Annotated in this window: 13 protein-coding genes and 1 tRNA gene; all 14 read left to right on the forward strand. The window is 59.6% G+C overall.

The window, feature by feature from the left end:
* Positions 1-139 (forward strand): elongation factor Tu (gene tuf, locus ABJ363_15790; GenBank protein ID MEP4380454.1); only part of this gene is annotated, 139 nt, incomplete at its 5' end.
* Between the two features lie 34 nt (positions 140-173).
* Positions 174-249, forward strand: a tRNA-Trp gene (locus ABJ363_15795).
* Positions 250-312: 63 nt separating this feature from the next.
* Positions 313-510 (forward strand): preprotein translocase subunit SecE, encoded by a 198-nt coding sequence (secE, locus tag ABJ363_15800; protein ID MEP4380455.1) that lies wholly within the window; start codon positions 313-315, stop codon positions 508-510.
* Positions 511-517: 7 nt separating this feature from the next.
* Positions 518-1,048 (forward strand): transcription termination/antitermination protein NusG, encoded by a 531-nt coding sequence (gene nusG, locus ABJ363_15805; GenBank protein ID MEP4380456.1) that lies wholly within the window; start codon positions 518-520, stop codon positions 1,046-1,048.
* A 103-nt stretch (positions 1,049-1,151) separates the two neighbouring features.
* A complete protein-coding gene (gene rplK / locus ABJ363_15810) occupies positions 1,152-1,580 on the forward strand; it encodes a 50S ribosomal protein L11 (protein MEP4380457.1) in 429 nt (142 codons plus the stop codon).
* Positions 1,581-1,582: 2 nt separating this feature from the next.
* Positions 1,583-2,299 carry a 50S ribosomal protein L1 gene (rplA, locus tag ABJ363_15815; GenBank protein ID MEP4380458.1) on the forward strand — a complete coding sequence of 239 codons (717 nt, stop codon included), beginning with the start codon at positions 1,583-1,585 and terminating at the stop codon, positions 2,297-2,299.
* Positions 2,300-2,566: 267 nt separating this feature from the next.
* Positions 2,567-3,085, forward strand: a complete 519-nt coding sequence (rplJ, locus tag ABJ363_15820) for a 50S ribosomal protein L10 (protein ID MEP4380459.1) — start codon at positions 2,567-2,569, stop codon at positions 3,083-3,085.
* Between the two features lie 56 nt (positions 3,086-3,141).
* A complete protein-coding gene (rplL, locus tag ABJ363_15825) occupies positions 3,142-3,516 on the forward strand; it encodes a 50S ribosomal protein L7/L12 (GenBank protein MEP4380460.1) in 375 nt (124 codons plus the stop codon).
* A 201-nt stretch (positions 3,517-3,717) separates the two neighbouring features.
* Entirely contained in the window at positions 3,718-7,887 is a 4,170-nt protein-coding gene (rpoB, locus tag ABJ363_15830) for a DNA-directed RNA polymerase subunit beta (GenBank protein MEP4380461.1), read from the forward strand.
* A 53-nt stretch (positions 7,888-7,940) separates the two neighbouring features.
* Entirely contained in the window at positions 7,941-12,299 is a 4,359-nt protein-coding gene (gene rpoC / locus ABJ363_15835; protein ID MEP4380462.1) for a DNA-directed RNA polymerase subunit beta', read from the forward strand.
* A gap of 402 nt (positions 12,300-12,701) precedes the next feature.
* Positions 12,702-13,073 carry a 30S ribosomal protein S12 gene (gene rpsL / locus ABJ363_15840; protein ID MEP4380463.1) on the forward strand — a complete coding sequence of 124 codons (372 nt, stop codon included), beginning with the start codon at positions 12,702-12,704 and terminating at the stop codon, positions 13,071-13,073.
* A gap of 15 nt (positions 13,074-13,088) precedes the next feature.
* Positions 13,089-13,559 carry a 30S ribosomal protein S7 gene (rpsG, locus tag ABJ363_15845; protein ID MEP4380464.1) on the forward strand — a complete coding sequence of 157 codons (471 nt, stop codon included), beginning with the start codon at positions 13,089-13,091 and terminating at the stop codon, positions 13,557-13,559.
* 35 nt (positions 13,560-13,594) lie between these two features.
* Positions 13,595-15,676: an elongation factor G gene (fusA, locus tag ABJ363_15850; protein ID MEP4380465.1), complete on the forward strand. Its 2,082-nt coding sequence runs from the start codon at positions 13,595-13,597 to the stop codon at positions 15,674-15,676.
* Between the two features lie 65 nt (positions 15,677-15,741).
* Positions 15,742-15,881: GTP-binding protein (locus ABJ363_15855; GenBank protein ID MEP4380466.1), on the forward strand; the 140-nt coding region annotated here is incomplete at its 3' end.

Consider the following 15,881-nt stretch of genomic DNA (forward strand, 5'->3'; position numbering starts at 1 on the left):
GATGGTGATGCCGGGCGACAACATCCAGATGGTTGTGAACCTGATTGCACCGATTGCGATGGATGACGGTCTGCGCTTCGCCATTCGCGAAGGTGGCCGCACCGTCGGCGCCGGCGTCGTCACCTCCATCATCGAATAGGCCGGAGCGGGTAGCGACGGTGCGTTCGGTGGATAGGAGTGTAGCTCAATTGGTAGAGCACCGGTCTCCAAAACCGGGGGCTGTAGGTTCGAGTCCTACCACTCCTGCCAGCCGGATCGTCCGGCCTGCATTTGTGTCGGGTGAGAAATAGTAACGCGATGAAAGCGGAACGAATGGCGAAACCATCGGTTGGCGAGTTTGTACGCCAGGTACGACAAGAGGTGAGCAAGGTCACATGGCCGACGCGTACCGAAACAATTCAGTCGACCCTGATGGTCGTTGTCATGGTGGCGTTCGCGGCCGTGTTCTTCTTCCTCGTCGACATTGTGTTGGCGGAGCTCGTTCAATTGGCCCTGTCGGTCGGGAGTTAATGGTTTGATGGGCATGCAGTGGTTTGTTGTTCACGCCTATTCCGGCTTCGAATCCAAGGTCGCGCAGTCGATCAAGGAACAGGCCGTGACCAAGGGCATGAACGACATGTTCGAGGATGTGCTGGTGCCGACCGAGGAAGTGGTCGAGATGCGCCGCGGCTCGAAAGTGAATTCGGAACGGAAGTTCTTTCCGGGGTATGTGCTTGTTCGCATGGACATGAACGAGCAGAGCTATCACCTCGTGAAGAACACGCCGAAGGTGACGGGATTTCTCGGGGCGGGCAACAAGCCGGCGCCGATCAGTCAGGCCGAGGCCGACCGGATCCTGCACCAGGTCAAGGAAGGCGTCGAGCGGCCAAAACCGTCCGTCACCTTCGACATCGGCGAGGAAGTGCGGGTCAATGACGGCCCGTTCCAGTCGTTCAATGGCGTGGTCGAGGATGTCGATGAAGAACGTGCGCGGTTGAAGGTCTCGGTCTCTATTTTTGGCCGGTCTACGCCGGTTGAGTTGGAATACGGTCAGGTCGAAAAGCTTTAACCTGAACGTTTGTTGGCCGCCGCAAGGCGGTGCGCGGGAGGTCGGCTCCATAAGCCCTTGGGGCGCCGTACCGCGAAACCTCGAAAGGACATGAGGTCTAATCATGGCGAAGAAAATTGACGGTTACGTCAAACTGGAAATCCCGGCCGGACAGGCCAATCCGTCGCCGCCCGTCGGGCCGGCGCTCGGTCAGGCCGGCCTGAATATCATGGAGTTCTGCAAGGCGTTCAACGCGCAGACCCAGAATGGTGAGCAGGGTGTGCCCACGCCGGTGGTCATCACCGTCTTTCAGGACAAGTCGTTCACCTTTGTGACCAAGACTCCGCCGGCGAGTTACTACCTGAAGAAGGCCGCGCGCGTGCAAAAGGGCAGCGGCACCACGGGACGTGATCTTGTGGGCCGTGTCACGGACGCACAGTGCCGCGAAATCGCGGAAGCGAAGATGGTTGATTTGAACGCTCATGATATCGACGCCGCGGCGGAGATGATCAAGGGCACGGCCCGTTCCATGGGCCTGGAAGTGGTAGGTTAACGATGGCTAAATCCGGAAAGCGTCTTCGTGCCGCGCGTGAGAAGGTCGATCCCGACAACAAGGTGTCGATCGGCGAGGCCGTGCGCCTGGTGAAAGAGAACGCCACGGCGAAATTCGACGAGACGATCGAAATTTCACTGAACCTGAACGTCGACCCGCGTCACGCCGATCAGAATGTGCGCGGCGTTGTCGCGTTGCCCAACGGCACCGGCAAGGAAGTGCGTATCGCCGTGTTTGCCAAGGACGAGAAGGCCGAAGAGGCCCTCGCGGCCGGCGCCGACATCGTCGGCGGCGATGATCTGGCGGAGAAGGTGCAGAATGGCGAGATCGATTTCGATCGCGTGATTGCAACCCCGGACATGATGCCCGTCGTGGGCCGTCTCGGTAAGGTGCTGGGCCCGCGCGGCCTGATGCCGAACCCGAAGTTGGGGTCGGTGACGAATGACGTGACCGAGGCGGTCACGAATGCCAAGTCCGGCGAAGTGCAGTTCCGGGTTGAGAAGACCGGGATCGTGCATGCCGGCATCGGCAAGGCGAGTTTCAGCGAGGACCAGATCCGTCAGAATCTCGACGCGTTTCTGGGGGCCATCATGCGGGCCAAACCGAGCGGTGTGAAAGGCTCGTATGTGAACAAGGTGGCGCTCACCTCGACCATGGGTCCGGGTGTGCGTTTCGATGTGGCGGACGTTGGTGGTTCGTCGCAGGAAGCGGCCGAATAGGCCGTCAGTGAGATTTCCGCAGCCGGGGTCATCCGGGGCGGGGATACTGTCCGAGACTGCAGGCGTCCAAGGGGTTACAGCCCGGCGGGCCTAAGTGCTGGAAGCAGCGGCCGGCATAGACGGGAGAAGGCGAACGGGCAAATGACCGTTCGTATCGCTCCTGGGACAGGTTTAGGAGCGGTTTCGGTCCGTTAGGGGCCGAGGCCAAATTGCAACGGTGCGGTAAGTCGATACGTTCGGCTCGCGCCAAGTTTGCGGAGACGGTAAGTGGACCGAGCTAGAAAAGAAGAGCTGGTTACCGAACTCAACCAGTCTTTTGCGGAGGCCGCGCTCGTCGTGGTGACGCAACAGACCGGGCTTACGGTATCGGAGACAACAGAACTCCGGACCCGTATGCGTGAGGCAGGTGCCGGCTACAAAGTGACGAAGAACCGGCTCGCGAAACTCGCCCTGGCGGGTACGCCCTATGAACCGATCAACGATCTGTTCTCCGGGCCGACCGCGATTGCGTATTCCGCCGACCCAGTGGCGGCGGCACGTGTGGCAGTCAACTACGCGAAGGAAAATGACAAACTCACCGTTGTCGGGGGCGCCATGGGCGACACCCTGCTCGATGAGGATGCCGTGAAGGCATTGGCGTCGCTTCCCTCGCTCGACGAGCTGCGCGGCAAGCTGGTGGGCTTGTTGAACGCGCCTGCGACCAAGGTCGCCGGTGTGCTTCAGGCACCCGCCGGACAACTTGCACGCGTCTTTGGCGCATACGCAAATCAGGACGAGGCAGCGTAGGCCGGTCTGAAATTCGGATAACGAAAAGTCTCTCAAAGTCTCAGGAGTAAATGAAAATGGCAGATATTGAAAAAATCGCAGAGGATCTCAGCGCTCTCACTGTTCTCGAGGCCGCCGAGTTGTCGAAGATGCTCGAGGAAAAATGGGGCGTTAGCGCCGCGGCACCGGTTGCGGTGGCTGCGGGTGCCCCGGCTGAAGCTGGCGCCGCTGCTGAAGAGCAGACGGAATTCGACGTCATCCTTGCCGCTGCGGGTGAGAAAAAGATCAATGTGATCAAAGAGGTCCGGACGATTACCGGTCTGGGCCTGAAGGAAGCCAAGGACCTCGTCGAGGGCGCGCCGAAGCCGGTTAAGGAAGGCGTGACCAAGGAAGAGGCCGATGAGCTGAAGGGCAAGCTGGAAGAAGCGGGCGCGACCGTCGAGCTCAAGTAGCTCGCCAGCAATGGGTTCGGCGGTGGCCGGGAAGCAATTCCCGCCGCCGCCGGCATCCTCGGATCGCCGAAGGCCGCGAAACATAGTGGTCGGCGACGATGCGACGATGCCGGAAGGGCGCGAGCCCGGATCCGGTCAGTCGAATTGGAATAGCCCGATTGGTCGCGGGCATAAGCTCGCGACAACGAAGAGAGGCATTTAATGGCGCAGTCGTTCACCGGTCGCAAACGTATCCGTAAAAACTTTGGGCGTATTCAGGAAGTGGCGCCCATGCCGAACCTCATTGAGGTTCAGATGAGTTCCTATGACCAGTTTCTGAACAGCACCACGCTGGAAGGCGAGCGTGCGGATGTGGGCATCACGGAGGTGTTCAAATCCGTGTTCCCGATCCGTGATTTTTCGGAAAAGGCGCAGCTTGAGTTTGTTGAGTACGAGCTCGAGGAACCGAAATACGATGTCGAGGAATGCCAGCAGCGCGGCATGACCTTTGCGGCGCCCCTGAAGGTAACGCTGCGTCTCGTGGTCTGGGATGTCGATGAGGATACCGGCTCACGTTCGATCCGCGACATCAAGGAGCAGGACGTCTATATGGGCGACATGCCCCTGATGACGGTCAAGGGCACGTTCGTCATCAACGGCACCGAGCGCGTGATCGTTTCGCAGATGCACCGTTCGCCGGGCGTCTTCTTCGATCATGACCGTGGCAAAAGCCATTCGTCGGGCAAATTCCTGTTCGCCGCACGCGTCATTCCCTACCGCGGTTCGTGGCTCGATTTCGAATTCGATGCCAAGGATATTGTGCATGTCCGGATCGATCGCCGCCGCAAGCTGCCGGTGACAACATTCCTGATGGCGCTCGACAGCGCCGCAACGGCCGAACTGCGCGCCGAGCGCGCCGAGGAAGGCCGCGATCTCGAGCCGTTCGAGGCCGTGGGTATGTCGCATGAGGAAATTCTCGACTATTTCTACGACAAGACGAATTACAGCCTGACCAAGAATGGCTGGCAGACCCCGTTGGATGCCGAACGCATGCGGGGCGTCAAGCTGACCCATGATCTCGTTGATGCGAAGACCGGCAAGGTTGTTGCCGAGGCGGAAGCCAAGTTCACGCCGCGCGTTGCGCGCCAGATCGAAGAAGCGGGCGTGAAGGAAATTCTGGTGAGCGGCGAAGAGTTGCTCAGCCAGTATTTCGCCGAAGACATCATCAATGAAGATACGGGTGAGGTTCTCTTCGAGGCCGGCGATGAGATCACGGAAGAGGTCCTCGAAGCGTTCGAGGAACTCAAGATCAAGGCCTTCTCGACCCTGGCGATCGACCATGTCACCGTCGGGCCGTATATCCGCAACACCCTCGCCGCGGACAAGAACCGGTCGCGTGAAGATGCGTTGATCGACATCTACCGTGTGATGCGCCCGGGTGAGCCGCCGACGTATGAAACGGCGGAAAACCTGTTCAAAAGCCTGTTCTTCGACAACGAGCGTTACGATCTTTCGGCGGTCGGGCGTGTGAAGATGAACGCGCGTCTCGAGCTCGAATGCCCCGACACCGTGCGCGTCCTGCGCAAGGACGACGTCCTCCAGATCATCAAGCTGATGGTCGGCATGAAGGACGGACAGGGCGAGATCGATGACATCGATCATCTTGGCAACCGCCGGGTCCGGTCGGTTGGCGAGTTGATGGAAAACCAGTATCGCATCGGCCTGTTGCGCATGGAGCGCGCCATCCGCGAGCGCATGTCGACGGTCGAGATCGACAGTGTCATGCCGCATGACCTGATCAACGCGAAACCGGCCGCCGCAGCGGTGCGCGAGTTCTTCGGCTCGTCGCAGTTGAGCCAGTTCATGGATCAGACCAATCCGCTGTCGGAAATTACCCATAAGCGCCGCCTGTCGGCGCTCGGACCGGGTGGCCTGACGCGCGAGCGTGCGGGCTTTGAGGTACGCGACGTGCATCCGACCCATTATGGTCGCATCTGCCCGATCGAGACGCCGGAAGGCCCAAATATCGGCCTGATCAATTCGCTCGCAACCTATGCGCGGGTGAACAAATACGGCTTCATCGAGACGCCCTACCGCGAAGTAAAGGATGGCAAGGTAACCGACGAGGTCGTCTATCTGTCGGCGATGGAAGAGGGCCGATATACGATCGCCCAGGCGAACTCGACGATCGATAAGGCAAGCAAGTTGTCCGATGAGCTTGTCAGCTGCCGCCAGGGCAACGACTACCTCATGGCGCTGCCGACGGATGTCGATTATATGGACGTCTCGCCGAAGCAGCTCGTGTCCGTGGCCTCTGCGCTCATTCCGTTCCTCGAGAACGATGACGCGAACCGTGCGCTGATGGGTTCGAACATGATGCGCCAGGCGGTGCCTCTGATTCAGACCGAGGCGCCGTTGGTGGGCACCGGCATGGAAGAGACGGTGGCGCGGGATTCGGGTGTGGCGATTGTCGCGCGCCGGTCTGGCATCATCGATCAGGTCGATGCGACGCGTATCGTTATCCGGGCGACCGGTGACATCGGCGGTGGCGACACCGGCGTCGATATCTACAACCTCCTCAAGTTCCAGCGGTCCAACCAGAACACGTCGATCACCCAGCGTCCGCTGGTGAAGGTCGGCGATCTGGTCGAGAAGGGGGACATCGTCGCGGACGGTCCGTCAACCGATCTCGGCGAACTGGCGCTCGGCAAGAACGTGCTTTGCGCGTTCATGCCGTGGAATGGCTACAACTTCGAAGACTCCATCCTGATCTCCGAACGTATCGTGCGCGATGACGTGTTTACCTCGATCCATATCGAGGAGTTCGAGATCATGGCCCGCGATACCAAGCTGGGTCAGGAAGAGATCACGCGCGATATCCCGAATGTCGGCGAAGAGGCTCTGAAGAATCTCGACGAGGCCGGCATCGTCTATATCGGTGCGGAAGTGAATGCGAGCGACATTCTCGTCGGCAAGGTCACGCCGAAGGGTGAATCGCCGATGACACCTGAAGAGAAGCTGTTGCGCGCCATCTTCGGCGAAAAGGCCGCGGATGTTCGTGACACCTCCCTGAAGGTGCCACCGGGGGTGACCGGGACGGTCGTCGAGGTGCGTGTGTTCTCGCGTCGCGGCGTCGACAAGGACGAGCGCGCCCTGTCGATCGAGCGCGCCGAAATCGAACGCCTGGCCAAGGATCGCGACGACGAAAAGGCGATCCTGGAGCGGAGCTTCTACAGCCGCCTGAAGGAGCTGTTGCTCAATCAGACCGCCGTGAAGGGGCCGAAGGGCATCGAGGGCGAAGTAAAGGTGACCGACAAGGTTCTCGGCGACTTCACGCCGGGTCAGTGGCGTCAGCTCGTCGTCAAGAATGACAGCCGGATGTCCGAGATCGAGGCGATCCAGAACAGCTTCGACGAAGCGGTCCTGGCTCTTGAGGCCCGTTTCGACAATAAGGTCGACAAGCTTCAGCGCGGTGACGAATTGCCGCCGGGCGTCATGAAGCTGGTGAAGGTCTTCGTCGCGGTGAAGCGTAAGCTGCAGCCGGGTGACAAGATGGCCGGCCGGCATGGCAACAAGGGCGTGATCTCCCGCATCATGCCGATGGAAGACATGCCTTATCTGGACGACGGAACGCCGGTCGATATCGTGCTGAACCCGCTGGGTGTGCCGTCGCGCATGAATGTCGGGCAGATTCTCGAAACCCATCTGGGTTGGGCCACCCGCGGGATCGGCCGTCAGATCGGCGCGATCATGAGTTCTCTCGATGAGAACGGGAAGTCGGCCGAGATTCGCAAGAAGCTGTCCGAGGTTTACGGCAAGGAGACGTCCGACGAAGACATCGACAAGATGTCCGACGACGCGGTCTCGGAACTGGCCGGCAACCTGCGCAATGGTGTGCCGATCGCGACGCCGGTGTTCGACGGTGCGACGGAAACCGAGATCAACGAACATCTCGAGATGGCCGGGCTCGATGTTTCGGGCCAGGTGCAACTCGTCGACGGACGTACGGGCGAAACCTTCGAGCGTTCGGTCACGGTTGGCTACATCTACATGTTGAAGCTTCACCATCTGGTCGACGACAAGATCCACGCACGTTCGATCGGTCCGTACAGCCTGGTGACCCAGCAGCCGTTGGGCGGCAAGGCGCAGTTCGGCGGTCAGCGGTTCGGCGAAATGGAGGTCTGGGCGCTCGAAGCGTATGGTGCCGCCTACACGCTGCAGGAAATGCTGACGGTCAAGTCGGATGATAAGGCCGGACGTACCAAGGTCTATGAATCGATCGTGCGCGGTGATGATAATTTTGAAGCGGGAATTCCGGAATCCTTCAACGTGCTGGTGAAGGAACTCCGCTCGCTCGGACTCGACGTTCAGCTTAATCAGTCGACCCGATAGTCGGCCGGCTGCATGATCCTGAAACAGAGAAACCCCCTACCGGGAGTAGTTAAATGAACGAACTCGTCAATGTCTTCGGTCAACCCCATGGCCCGCAGAGTTTCGACGAGATCCGAATCTCGATCGCCAGCCCGGAACGTATCCGTTCCTGGTCCTACGGCGAGATCAAGAAGCCGGAAACCATCAACTACCGGACGTTCAAGCCGGAACGTGATGGCCTGTTCTGCGCCCGGATCTTCGGACCGATCAAGGATTACGAGTGTCTGTGCGGCAAATACAAGCGCATGAAGTATCGCGGCATCGTCTGCGAGAAATGCGGTGTCGAGGTGACGCTTCAGTCCGTGCGCCGCGAGCGTATGGGCCATATCGAACTGGCGTCGCCGGTTGCGCATATCTGGTTCCTGAAGTCGCTGCCGAGTCGTATCGGCATGCTGCTCGACAACACGCTGCGTGATCTCGAGCGGGTTCTCTATTTCGAGAATTACATCGTCACGGAGCCGGGTCTGACCGATCTGGAGCAGTATTCGCTCCTGTCGGAAGAGGATTATCTCGACAAGCAGGAAGAGTTCGGCGAGGAAGCCTTCACCGCGAAGATCGGTGCCGAGGCCCTCAAGGACATGCTGATGGCCATCGACCTCGAAGGCGAGCGTGCGCGCTTGCGGGTCGACCTGAAGGAGACGAACTCCGAGGCCAAGCGCAAGAAGTATGTGAAGCGCCTGAAAATCGTCGAGGCATTCATTGAATCCGGCGCCCGGCCGGAATGGATGATTCTCGATGTGATCCCGGTCATTCCGCCGGAGCTGCGCCCGTTGGTTCCGCTCGATGGCGGTCGCTTCGCGACATCGGACCTGAACGACCTGTATCGCCGTGTGATCAACCGAAACAACCGCCTGAAGCGCCTGATCGAGCTGCGCGCGCCCGACATCATCGTGCGCAACGAAAAGCGGATGCTGCAGGAATCCGTTGATGCGCTGTTCGACAACGGGCGTCGCGGCCGGGTCATCACCGGTGCCAACAAGCGACCGCTCAAGTCATTGTCCGACATGCTCAAGGGTAAGCAGGGCCGGTTCCGCCAGAACCTGCTCGGCAAGCGCGTCGATTATTCGGGCCGTTCTGTCATCGTTGTCGGCCCGACGCTGCTGCTGCACCAATGCGGGTTGCCGAAGAAGATGGCGCTCGAGCTGTTCAAGCCGTTCATCTATCACAAGCTCGAATTGTACGGTTACGCGACCACGATCAAAGCCGCGAAGCGCATGGTCGAGAAGGAGCGCCCGGAAGTCTGGGATATCCTCGAAGAGGTGATCCGCGAACATCCGGTTCTGTTGAACCGCGCCCCGACGCTTCATCGCCTCGGCATCCAGGCGTTCGAGCCGGTGCTGATCGAAGGCAAGGCCATCCAGCTGCATCCGCTCGTTTGCGCCGCGTTCAATGCGGACTTCGATGGGGACCAGATGGCGGTTCATGTGCCGTTGTCGCTGGAAGCTCAGCTCGAGGCGCGCGTGCTCATGATGTCGACGAACAACATCCTGAGCCCGGCCAACGGCAAGCCGATCATCGTCCCGTCACAGGATATCGTGCTCGGACTCTACTATCTGAGCTACGAAGTGAACGAAGCTGCCGGCGAAGAAGTCGGTTTCGACAGCAAGAAGTCTCTGGATGCGGCCGTTGCCGGCGGCGATGTGATCTTCATCGACGCCAAGAACCCGGCCGAACCGGTGGATCTCGATTCATTGACGCTCAAGGCAGTCAATGATGGCGATGTCAAAGCGCATCGCGTCCCGGGTTTCACTTCGGTCGACGAAGTCCAGCAGGCGCTCGATGCCGGCGTGATTCACCTGCATTCCCGCATCAAGGCGCGGATCGACACGGTCGATGCCGACGGCAACGAGATTGTCGAACGCGTTCTGACCACGCCGGGGCGTCTGTTGATCGGCCGTATTCTGCCGAAACACGCGCAGGTGCCGTACGAACTGATCAACCGGCTTCTGACGAAGCGCGAGATCAGTGAAATCATCGACATTGTCTATCGCCATTGCGGTCAGAAGGAGACCGTGATTTTTGCCGATCGCATGATGGGTCTCGGTTTCTCGAATGCCTGCAAGGCCGGTATTTCGTTCGGCAAGGACGATCTGATCGTGCCCGATCTCAAGAGTCGCCTGGTCGAGGATACGACCGACCGGGTCAAGGAGTTCGAGCAGCAATATCAGGATGGATTGATCACCAAGGGTGAAAAATACAACAAGGTCGTCGATGCCTGGACCCGTTGCACCGACGATGTTGCCGACGCCATGATGGCGGAAATGGAATCGAGAGATGCCACCGGCAATATCAACGCCGTCTACATGATGGCCCATTCCGGTGCGCGTGGTTCGGCGGCGCAGATCCGTCAGTTGGCGGGCATGCGAGGCCTGATGGCGAAGCCGTCGGGTGAGATCATCGAAACGCCGATCATTGCGAACTTCAAGGAAGGTCTGACGGTCCTCGAGTATTTCAACTCGACCCATGGTGCCCGTAAGGGGCTCGCCGATACGGCGCTCAAGACCGCGAACTCGGGTTATCTGACCCGCCGCCTGGTCGATGTCGCACAGGATTGCGTGATCATCGAACAGGATTGCGGAACCGATGACGGGCTGACGATGACCGCCGTCATTGAAGGTGGTGATGTGGTCGTGCCGTTGTCAGAGCGTCTGCTCGGCCGTACCACGTCGGAGGATGTCATTGATCCTCTGACTGGAGACAAGCTCCTCAAGAAGGGCGAGCTGATGACGGAACCGCTGGTCGAGAAAATCGAGACCGCGGGGATCGAGTCGGTCAAAATTCGTTCGGTTCTGACCTGTAAAAGCGATGGCGGCGTGTGTGGCAAGTGTTACGGTCGTGACCTCGCGCGCGGCACGCCGGTGAATGTCGGTGAGGCCGTTGGTGTTATCGCCGCGCAGTCGATCGGCGAACCGGGCACGCAGCTGACGATGCGGACATTCCATATCGGCGGCGCGGCGCAGGGTGCGTCCGAGCAGTCGAGCGTTGAGGCGGCATTCGATGCCACCGTCAAGGTCGAGAACCGGAATGTCGTCGTGAACTCCGAAGGCGTTCCGATCGTGATGAGCCGCAACACCGAAGTGGTGTTGATCGATGAGGCCGGACGCGCGCGTGCGCACCACAAGATCCCTTATGGTTCGCGCCTGCTCGCCGACGAAGGCGACCAGGTCGAGAAGGGCCAGCCGCTGGCACAGTGGGATCCCTACACGTTGCCGATCATTACCGAGAAGGAAGGCTATATCGACTATGTCGATCTGGTCGAGGGTGTCTCGATGCGGGAGGCCACGGATGAGGCCACCGGCATCGTCTACAAGGTGGTGATCGACTGGAAGCAGCAGCCGAAGGGTGCCGATCTGCGCCCGCGTGTTTCGCTGCGGCCTAAGAAGGGTTCCAAGCAGGGCGATGTGGTCAAGCTCGCGAACGGGATGGATGCACGTTACTTCATGTCCGTTGATGCGATCCTGAATGTCGAACAGGGCCAGCATGTGCAGGCCGGTGACATTCTGGCGCGTATCCCGCGAGAAAGCTCAAAGACACGTGACATCACCGGTGGTCTGCCGCGGGTCGCGGAACTATTCGAAGCCCGCCGTCCCAAGGATCACGCGATCATCGCGGACACGAATGGACGGATCGAGTTCGGTCGCGACTACAAGATGAAGCGACGGATCGTGATTGCGCCGAGCGAAGAAGATCAGGCGAACGGCAAGGAGCCGGTCGAGTATCTTATCCCGAAGGGCAAGCACATCTCTGTGCAAGAAGGTGACTATGTCGAGAAGGGTGATTTGCTTCTCGACGGCAATCCGGTCCCGCATGACATTTTGCGGGTGCTCGGGGTCGAGGAGTTGGCACGATACCTGGTGAAGGAAGTCCAGGATGTCTATCGGCTTCAGGGTGTGGGGATCAACGACAAGCATATCGAAGTGATCGTCCGCCAGATGCTCCAGAAGGTCGAGATTGTCGATCCGGGCGAGACCACGTTCCTGGTCGGTGAGACCATCGACAAGGTCGAGTTCGATGCGGTCAATGTAAAGGCGGCCGAAGAGGGCAACAAGCCGGCGACGGCTTCGCCGGTTCTCCAGGGCATCACCAAGGCGAGCCTGCAGACCAGTTCGTTCATCTCTGCAGCGTCGTTCCAGGAGACCACGCGGGTTCTGACCGAGGCTGCCGTGAACGGCAAGGTCGATCGGCTCTACGGCCTCAAGGAGAATGTGATCGTCGGTCGCCTGATCCCCGCCGGTACCGGCGCGGTGATGAATGCGGTCCGTTCAATCGCGGCGGAACGCGATGTCGAACTGGCGGACGAGATCGCCAAACAGCTTGCCGCGGAAGAAGCCGCAGCCCAGACAGAAATCGAAGAGGCCGGCGCCGCCGAATAGCGCTTCCTCTGACGGTTTGAACGTGGCGCGCCGCTCCGGAAAATCCCGGGGCGGCGTGTTTCGTTGGGAACAAGCCAATTCGCGTAATAAAGTTGCGTGAAACACGATGCTTTCAGCCCGGTAATTACGCTTGGGTTGTCCGGTGAGATGCCCCGCAACTACCCGATTTTTATGGTTTTTCGGTGTTGACGGCCCTAGGGCGCATAAGTAGTATCCGCGCGCCTGATCGGGGCCGGTCGTAGACCTGCGCAGTCTAAACACTGCCCCTGGCAATACGAACCATATGCGCGAACGCTTACGAGCTAGCGAAAATTGCTCGCAGGGACAGAAACGTTTTCTGTCCCGAGTTTGCTTTGTGCAGACGGTCGACGAAAACGTAACGGTAAGAACTAAGGAAGCCATATGCCGACGATCAATCAGTTGATCCGCAAGCCGCGTAAGGCGCCGATCAAGCGGAACAAGGTTCCCGCTCTGGAGGCTTGCCCGCAAAAGCGTGGAGTCTGCACGCGTGTCTATACGACCACACCGAAGAAGCCGAACTCGGCCCTGCGAAAGGTCGCGCGTGTGCGCTTGACCAACGGGTTCGAGGTTACGAGCTACATCCCCGGTGAGGGCCATAATCTTCAGGAGCATTCGGTCGTCATGATCCGCGGCGGTCGCGTCAAGGATCTTCCCGGTGTTCGCTATCACATCATCCGCGGCACTCTGGATACCCAGGGTGTTTCTGACCGTCGTCAGCGTCGTTCGAAATACGGCGCCAAGCGGCCCAAGTAAGCAAGGTTCAGATATATGTCCCGCCGTCGCCGCGCAGAAAAACGAGAAATCCTTCCCGATCCCAAATTTGGGGATCTGGTCGTCAGCAAATTCACCAACAGCGTCATGCTGGATGGCAAGAAGTCCGTTGCCGAGCGCATCGTGTATGCGGCGCTCGACGATATTGCCTCCAAGCGGGGCAGCGATCCAGTCCGGACGTTCCACGAGGCGTTGGAAAACATCAAGCCGCAGCTCGAGGTCCGCTCGCGGCGTGTGGGCGGTGCCACCTATCAGGTGCCGGTCGAGGTTCGTTCCGAGCGCGCCCAGGCGCTGGCTTTTCGCTGGCTGATCCAGGCGGCACGTGGCCGGCCGGAGAATACAATGGAAGAGCGCCTGTCGCGTGAGCTTCAGGATGCGGCAGAAAATCGCGGAAATGCGGTGAAAAAGCGTGAGGATACGCACCGGATGGCAGAGGCCAACAAGGCCTTCTCCCATTACCGTTGGTAGCCTTTTAGCGAATTACCGAACGAGAGAATCCAGACATGTCCTCCAATCGTGAAACCCCGATCGAGCGCTACCGGAATATCGGTATCATGGCGCATATCGACGCCGGCAAGACGACCACGACCGAGCGCGTCCTTTACTATACGGGGCGTTCGTACAAGATCGGCGAAGTCCATGACGGCGCCGCGACGATGGATTGGATGGAGCAGGAGCAGGAGCGCGGCATCACCATTACGTCCGCCGCGACCACGGCGTTCTGGAACGATCACCGCATCAACATCATCGATACGCCGGGCCATGTGGACTTCACGATTGAAGTCGAGCGCGCCTTGCGTGTTCTCGATGGTGCGGTTGCCGTGTTTGACAGTGTCGCCGGCGTCGAGCCCCAGTCGGAGACGGTCTGGCGCCAAGCTGACAAGTATAAGGTCCCGCGCATCTGCTTCATCAACAAGATGGATCGCGTCGGTGCCGATTTCGATAATTGCGTCGAAATGATCGTCGGCCGCCTTGGCGCCAACCCGATCGTACTGCAGTTGCCGATTGGCACGGAAGCGGAACTCCGCGGCGTGGTCGACCTGGTGAAAATGCAGGGTATCGTCTGGAAGGACGAGAACCTGGGCGCCGAGTTCGAGTATATCGATATTCCCGATGATATGGCCGCAGCGGCAGCCGAGTGGCGTGAAAAGCTGGTCGAGGCCGCCGTCGAGCAGGACGATGACGCCATGGAGGCGTATCTCGAAGGCACGGAGCCTGATGAGGAGACTCTCAAGGCCTGCATCCGCAAGGCGACGTTGTCGCTGTCCGCGGTGCCGGTCCTGTGCGGCTCGGCTTTCAAGAATAAAGGTGTGCAGCCGCTGCTCGACGCCGTCGTCGACTATCTGCCGTCGCCGCTCGACGTGCCGGCGATTACGGGCATCGTCCCCGGTACGGAAGACTCGATTGTACGCAAGCCGTCTGATGACGAGCCCTTCTCGGCGCTCGCTTTCAAGATCATGACCGATCCGTTCGTCGGCTCCCTGACATTCGCGCGCGTGTATTCGGGCAGTGTCGAGGCCGGTTCTTCGGTGTTGAACACGGTCAAGGACAACCGGGAACGCGTCGGCCGCATGCTGCTGATGCACGCCAATGATCGTGAAGATCTCAAAATTGCGCGTGCCGGCGACATCGTTGCGCTTGCAGGCATGAAGAACACCACGACGGGCGATACGCTGTGCGATTCCGCCGACCCGGTTATCCTCGAGCGGATGGAATTCCCTGATCCGGTCATCGAGATCGCGGTCGAGCCGAAGACCAAGGCCGATCAGGAGAAAATGGCGACGGCGTTGCAGCGCCTGGCCCAGGAAGATCCCTCATTCCGTGTGTCGAGCGACGAGGAAAGTGGCCAGACCATTCTCAAGGGCATGGGCGAGCTGCATCTCGAAATTCTTGTCGATCGCATGAAGCGGGAATTCAAGGTCGAGGCCAATGTCGGCGCGCCGCAGGTTGCCTATCGCGAGAAGATTACCAAGCCGATCACGATCGACTACACCCACAAGAAGCAGACCGGCGGTTCGGGCCAGTTTGCCCGGGTGAAAATCGATTTCGAGCCGCTCGAGGCTGGTTCCGGTTTCGAGTTCGAGAGTGCCATTTTCGGTGGCTCGGTGCCGCGGGAGTTCATTCCCGGCGTCGAGAAGGGCCTTCTGCAGGCGCTTGAGACGGGCAATATCGCCGGGTTCCCGGTCATCGATTTCAAGGCAAAACTGGTCGACGGCGCATCGCATGATGTCGACTCGTCCGTCATGGCCTTCGAGATCGCGGCCCGCGCGGCATTCCGCGAAGCCCTTGAAAAGGGTTCGACGCGGCTGCTTGAGCCGGTCATGAAGGTCGAGGTGGTGACACCGGAAGAGTATATGGGCGACATCATCGGCGATCTGAACAGCCGACGCGGCCAGGTTGGCTCCATGGATTCGCGCGGCAATGCGCGCGTCGTTAGCGCCATGGTGCCGCTCGCCAATATGTTCGGTTATGTCAATACGCTGCGCTCCATGAGCCAGGGCCGCGCCACCTTCACCATGGTGTTCAATCATTACGAGCAGGTTCCGCAGGCTGTCGCGGAAGAGGTCGTATCGAAATTGGCGTAATGCCGGAGTTGGAATTTTTTACCGTCGCGTAATTGTGGACGGCGGTATCAGACGGAGACTGAGTAATGTCGAAAGAGAAGTTTGAGAGAACGAAGCCGCATTGCAACGTTGGCACGATTGGTCATGTTGATCATGGCAAGACGACGCTGACGGCAGCGATTACGAAGGTGATGTCGGAGGCCTCTGGGGGTGACGCGATTGCGTT

Source organism: Alphaproteobacteria bacterium (genome assembly GCA_039980135.1).
Lineage (GTDB): Bacteria > Pseudomonadota > Alphaproteobacteria > UBA6615 > UBA6615 > UBA8079.

Bases quoted from the DNA above. Each gene is read 5' to 3' on its own strand.
- rpsL (MEP4380463.1), top strand. From the start codon at position 12,702: ATGCCGACGATCAATCAGTTGATCCGCAAGCCGCGTAAGGCGCCGATC.
- rplA (MEP4380458.1), top strand. From the start codon at position 1,583: ATGGCTAAATCCGGAAAGCGTCTTCGTGCCGCGCGTGAGAAGGTCGAT.
- rpsG (MEP4380464.1), top strand. From the start codon at position 13,089: ATGTCCCGCCGTCGCCGCGCAGAAAAACGAGAAATCCTTCCCGATCCC.
- fusA (MEP4380465.1), top strand. From the start codon at position 13,595: ATGTCCTCCAATCGTGAAACCCCGATCGAGCGCTACCGGAATATCGGT.
- rplK (MEP4380457.1), top strand. From the start codon at position 1,152: ATGGCGAAGAAAATTGACGGTTACGTCAAACTGGAAATCCCGGCCGGA.
- nusG (MEP4380456.1), top strand. From the start codon at position 518: ATGGGCATGCAGTGGTTTGTTGTTCACGCCTATTCCGGCTTCGAATCC.
- secE (MEP4380455.1), top strand. From the start codon at position 313: ATGGCGAAACCATCGGTTGGCGAGTTTGTACGCCAGGTACGACAAGAG.
- rpoB (MEP4380461.1), top strand. From the start codon at position 3,718: ATGGCGCAGTCGTTCACCGGTCGCAAACGTATCCGTAAAAACTTTGGG.
- rpoC (MEP4380462.1), top strand. From the start codon at position 7,941: ATGAACGAACTCGTCAATGTCTTCGGTCAACCCCATGGCCCGCAGAGT.
- rplL (MEP4380460.1), top strand. From the start codon at position 3,142: ATGGCAGATATTGAAAAAATCGCAGAGGATCTCAGCGCTCTCACTGTT.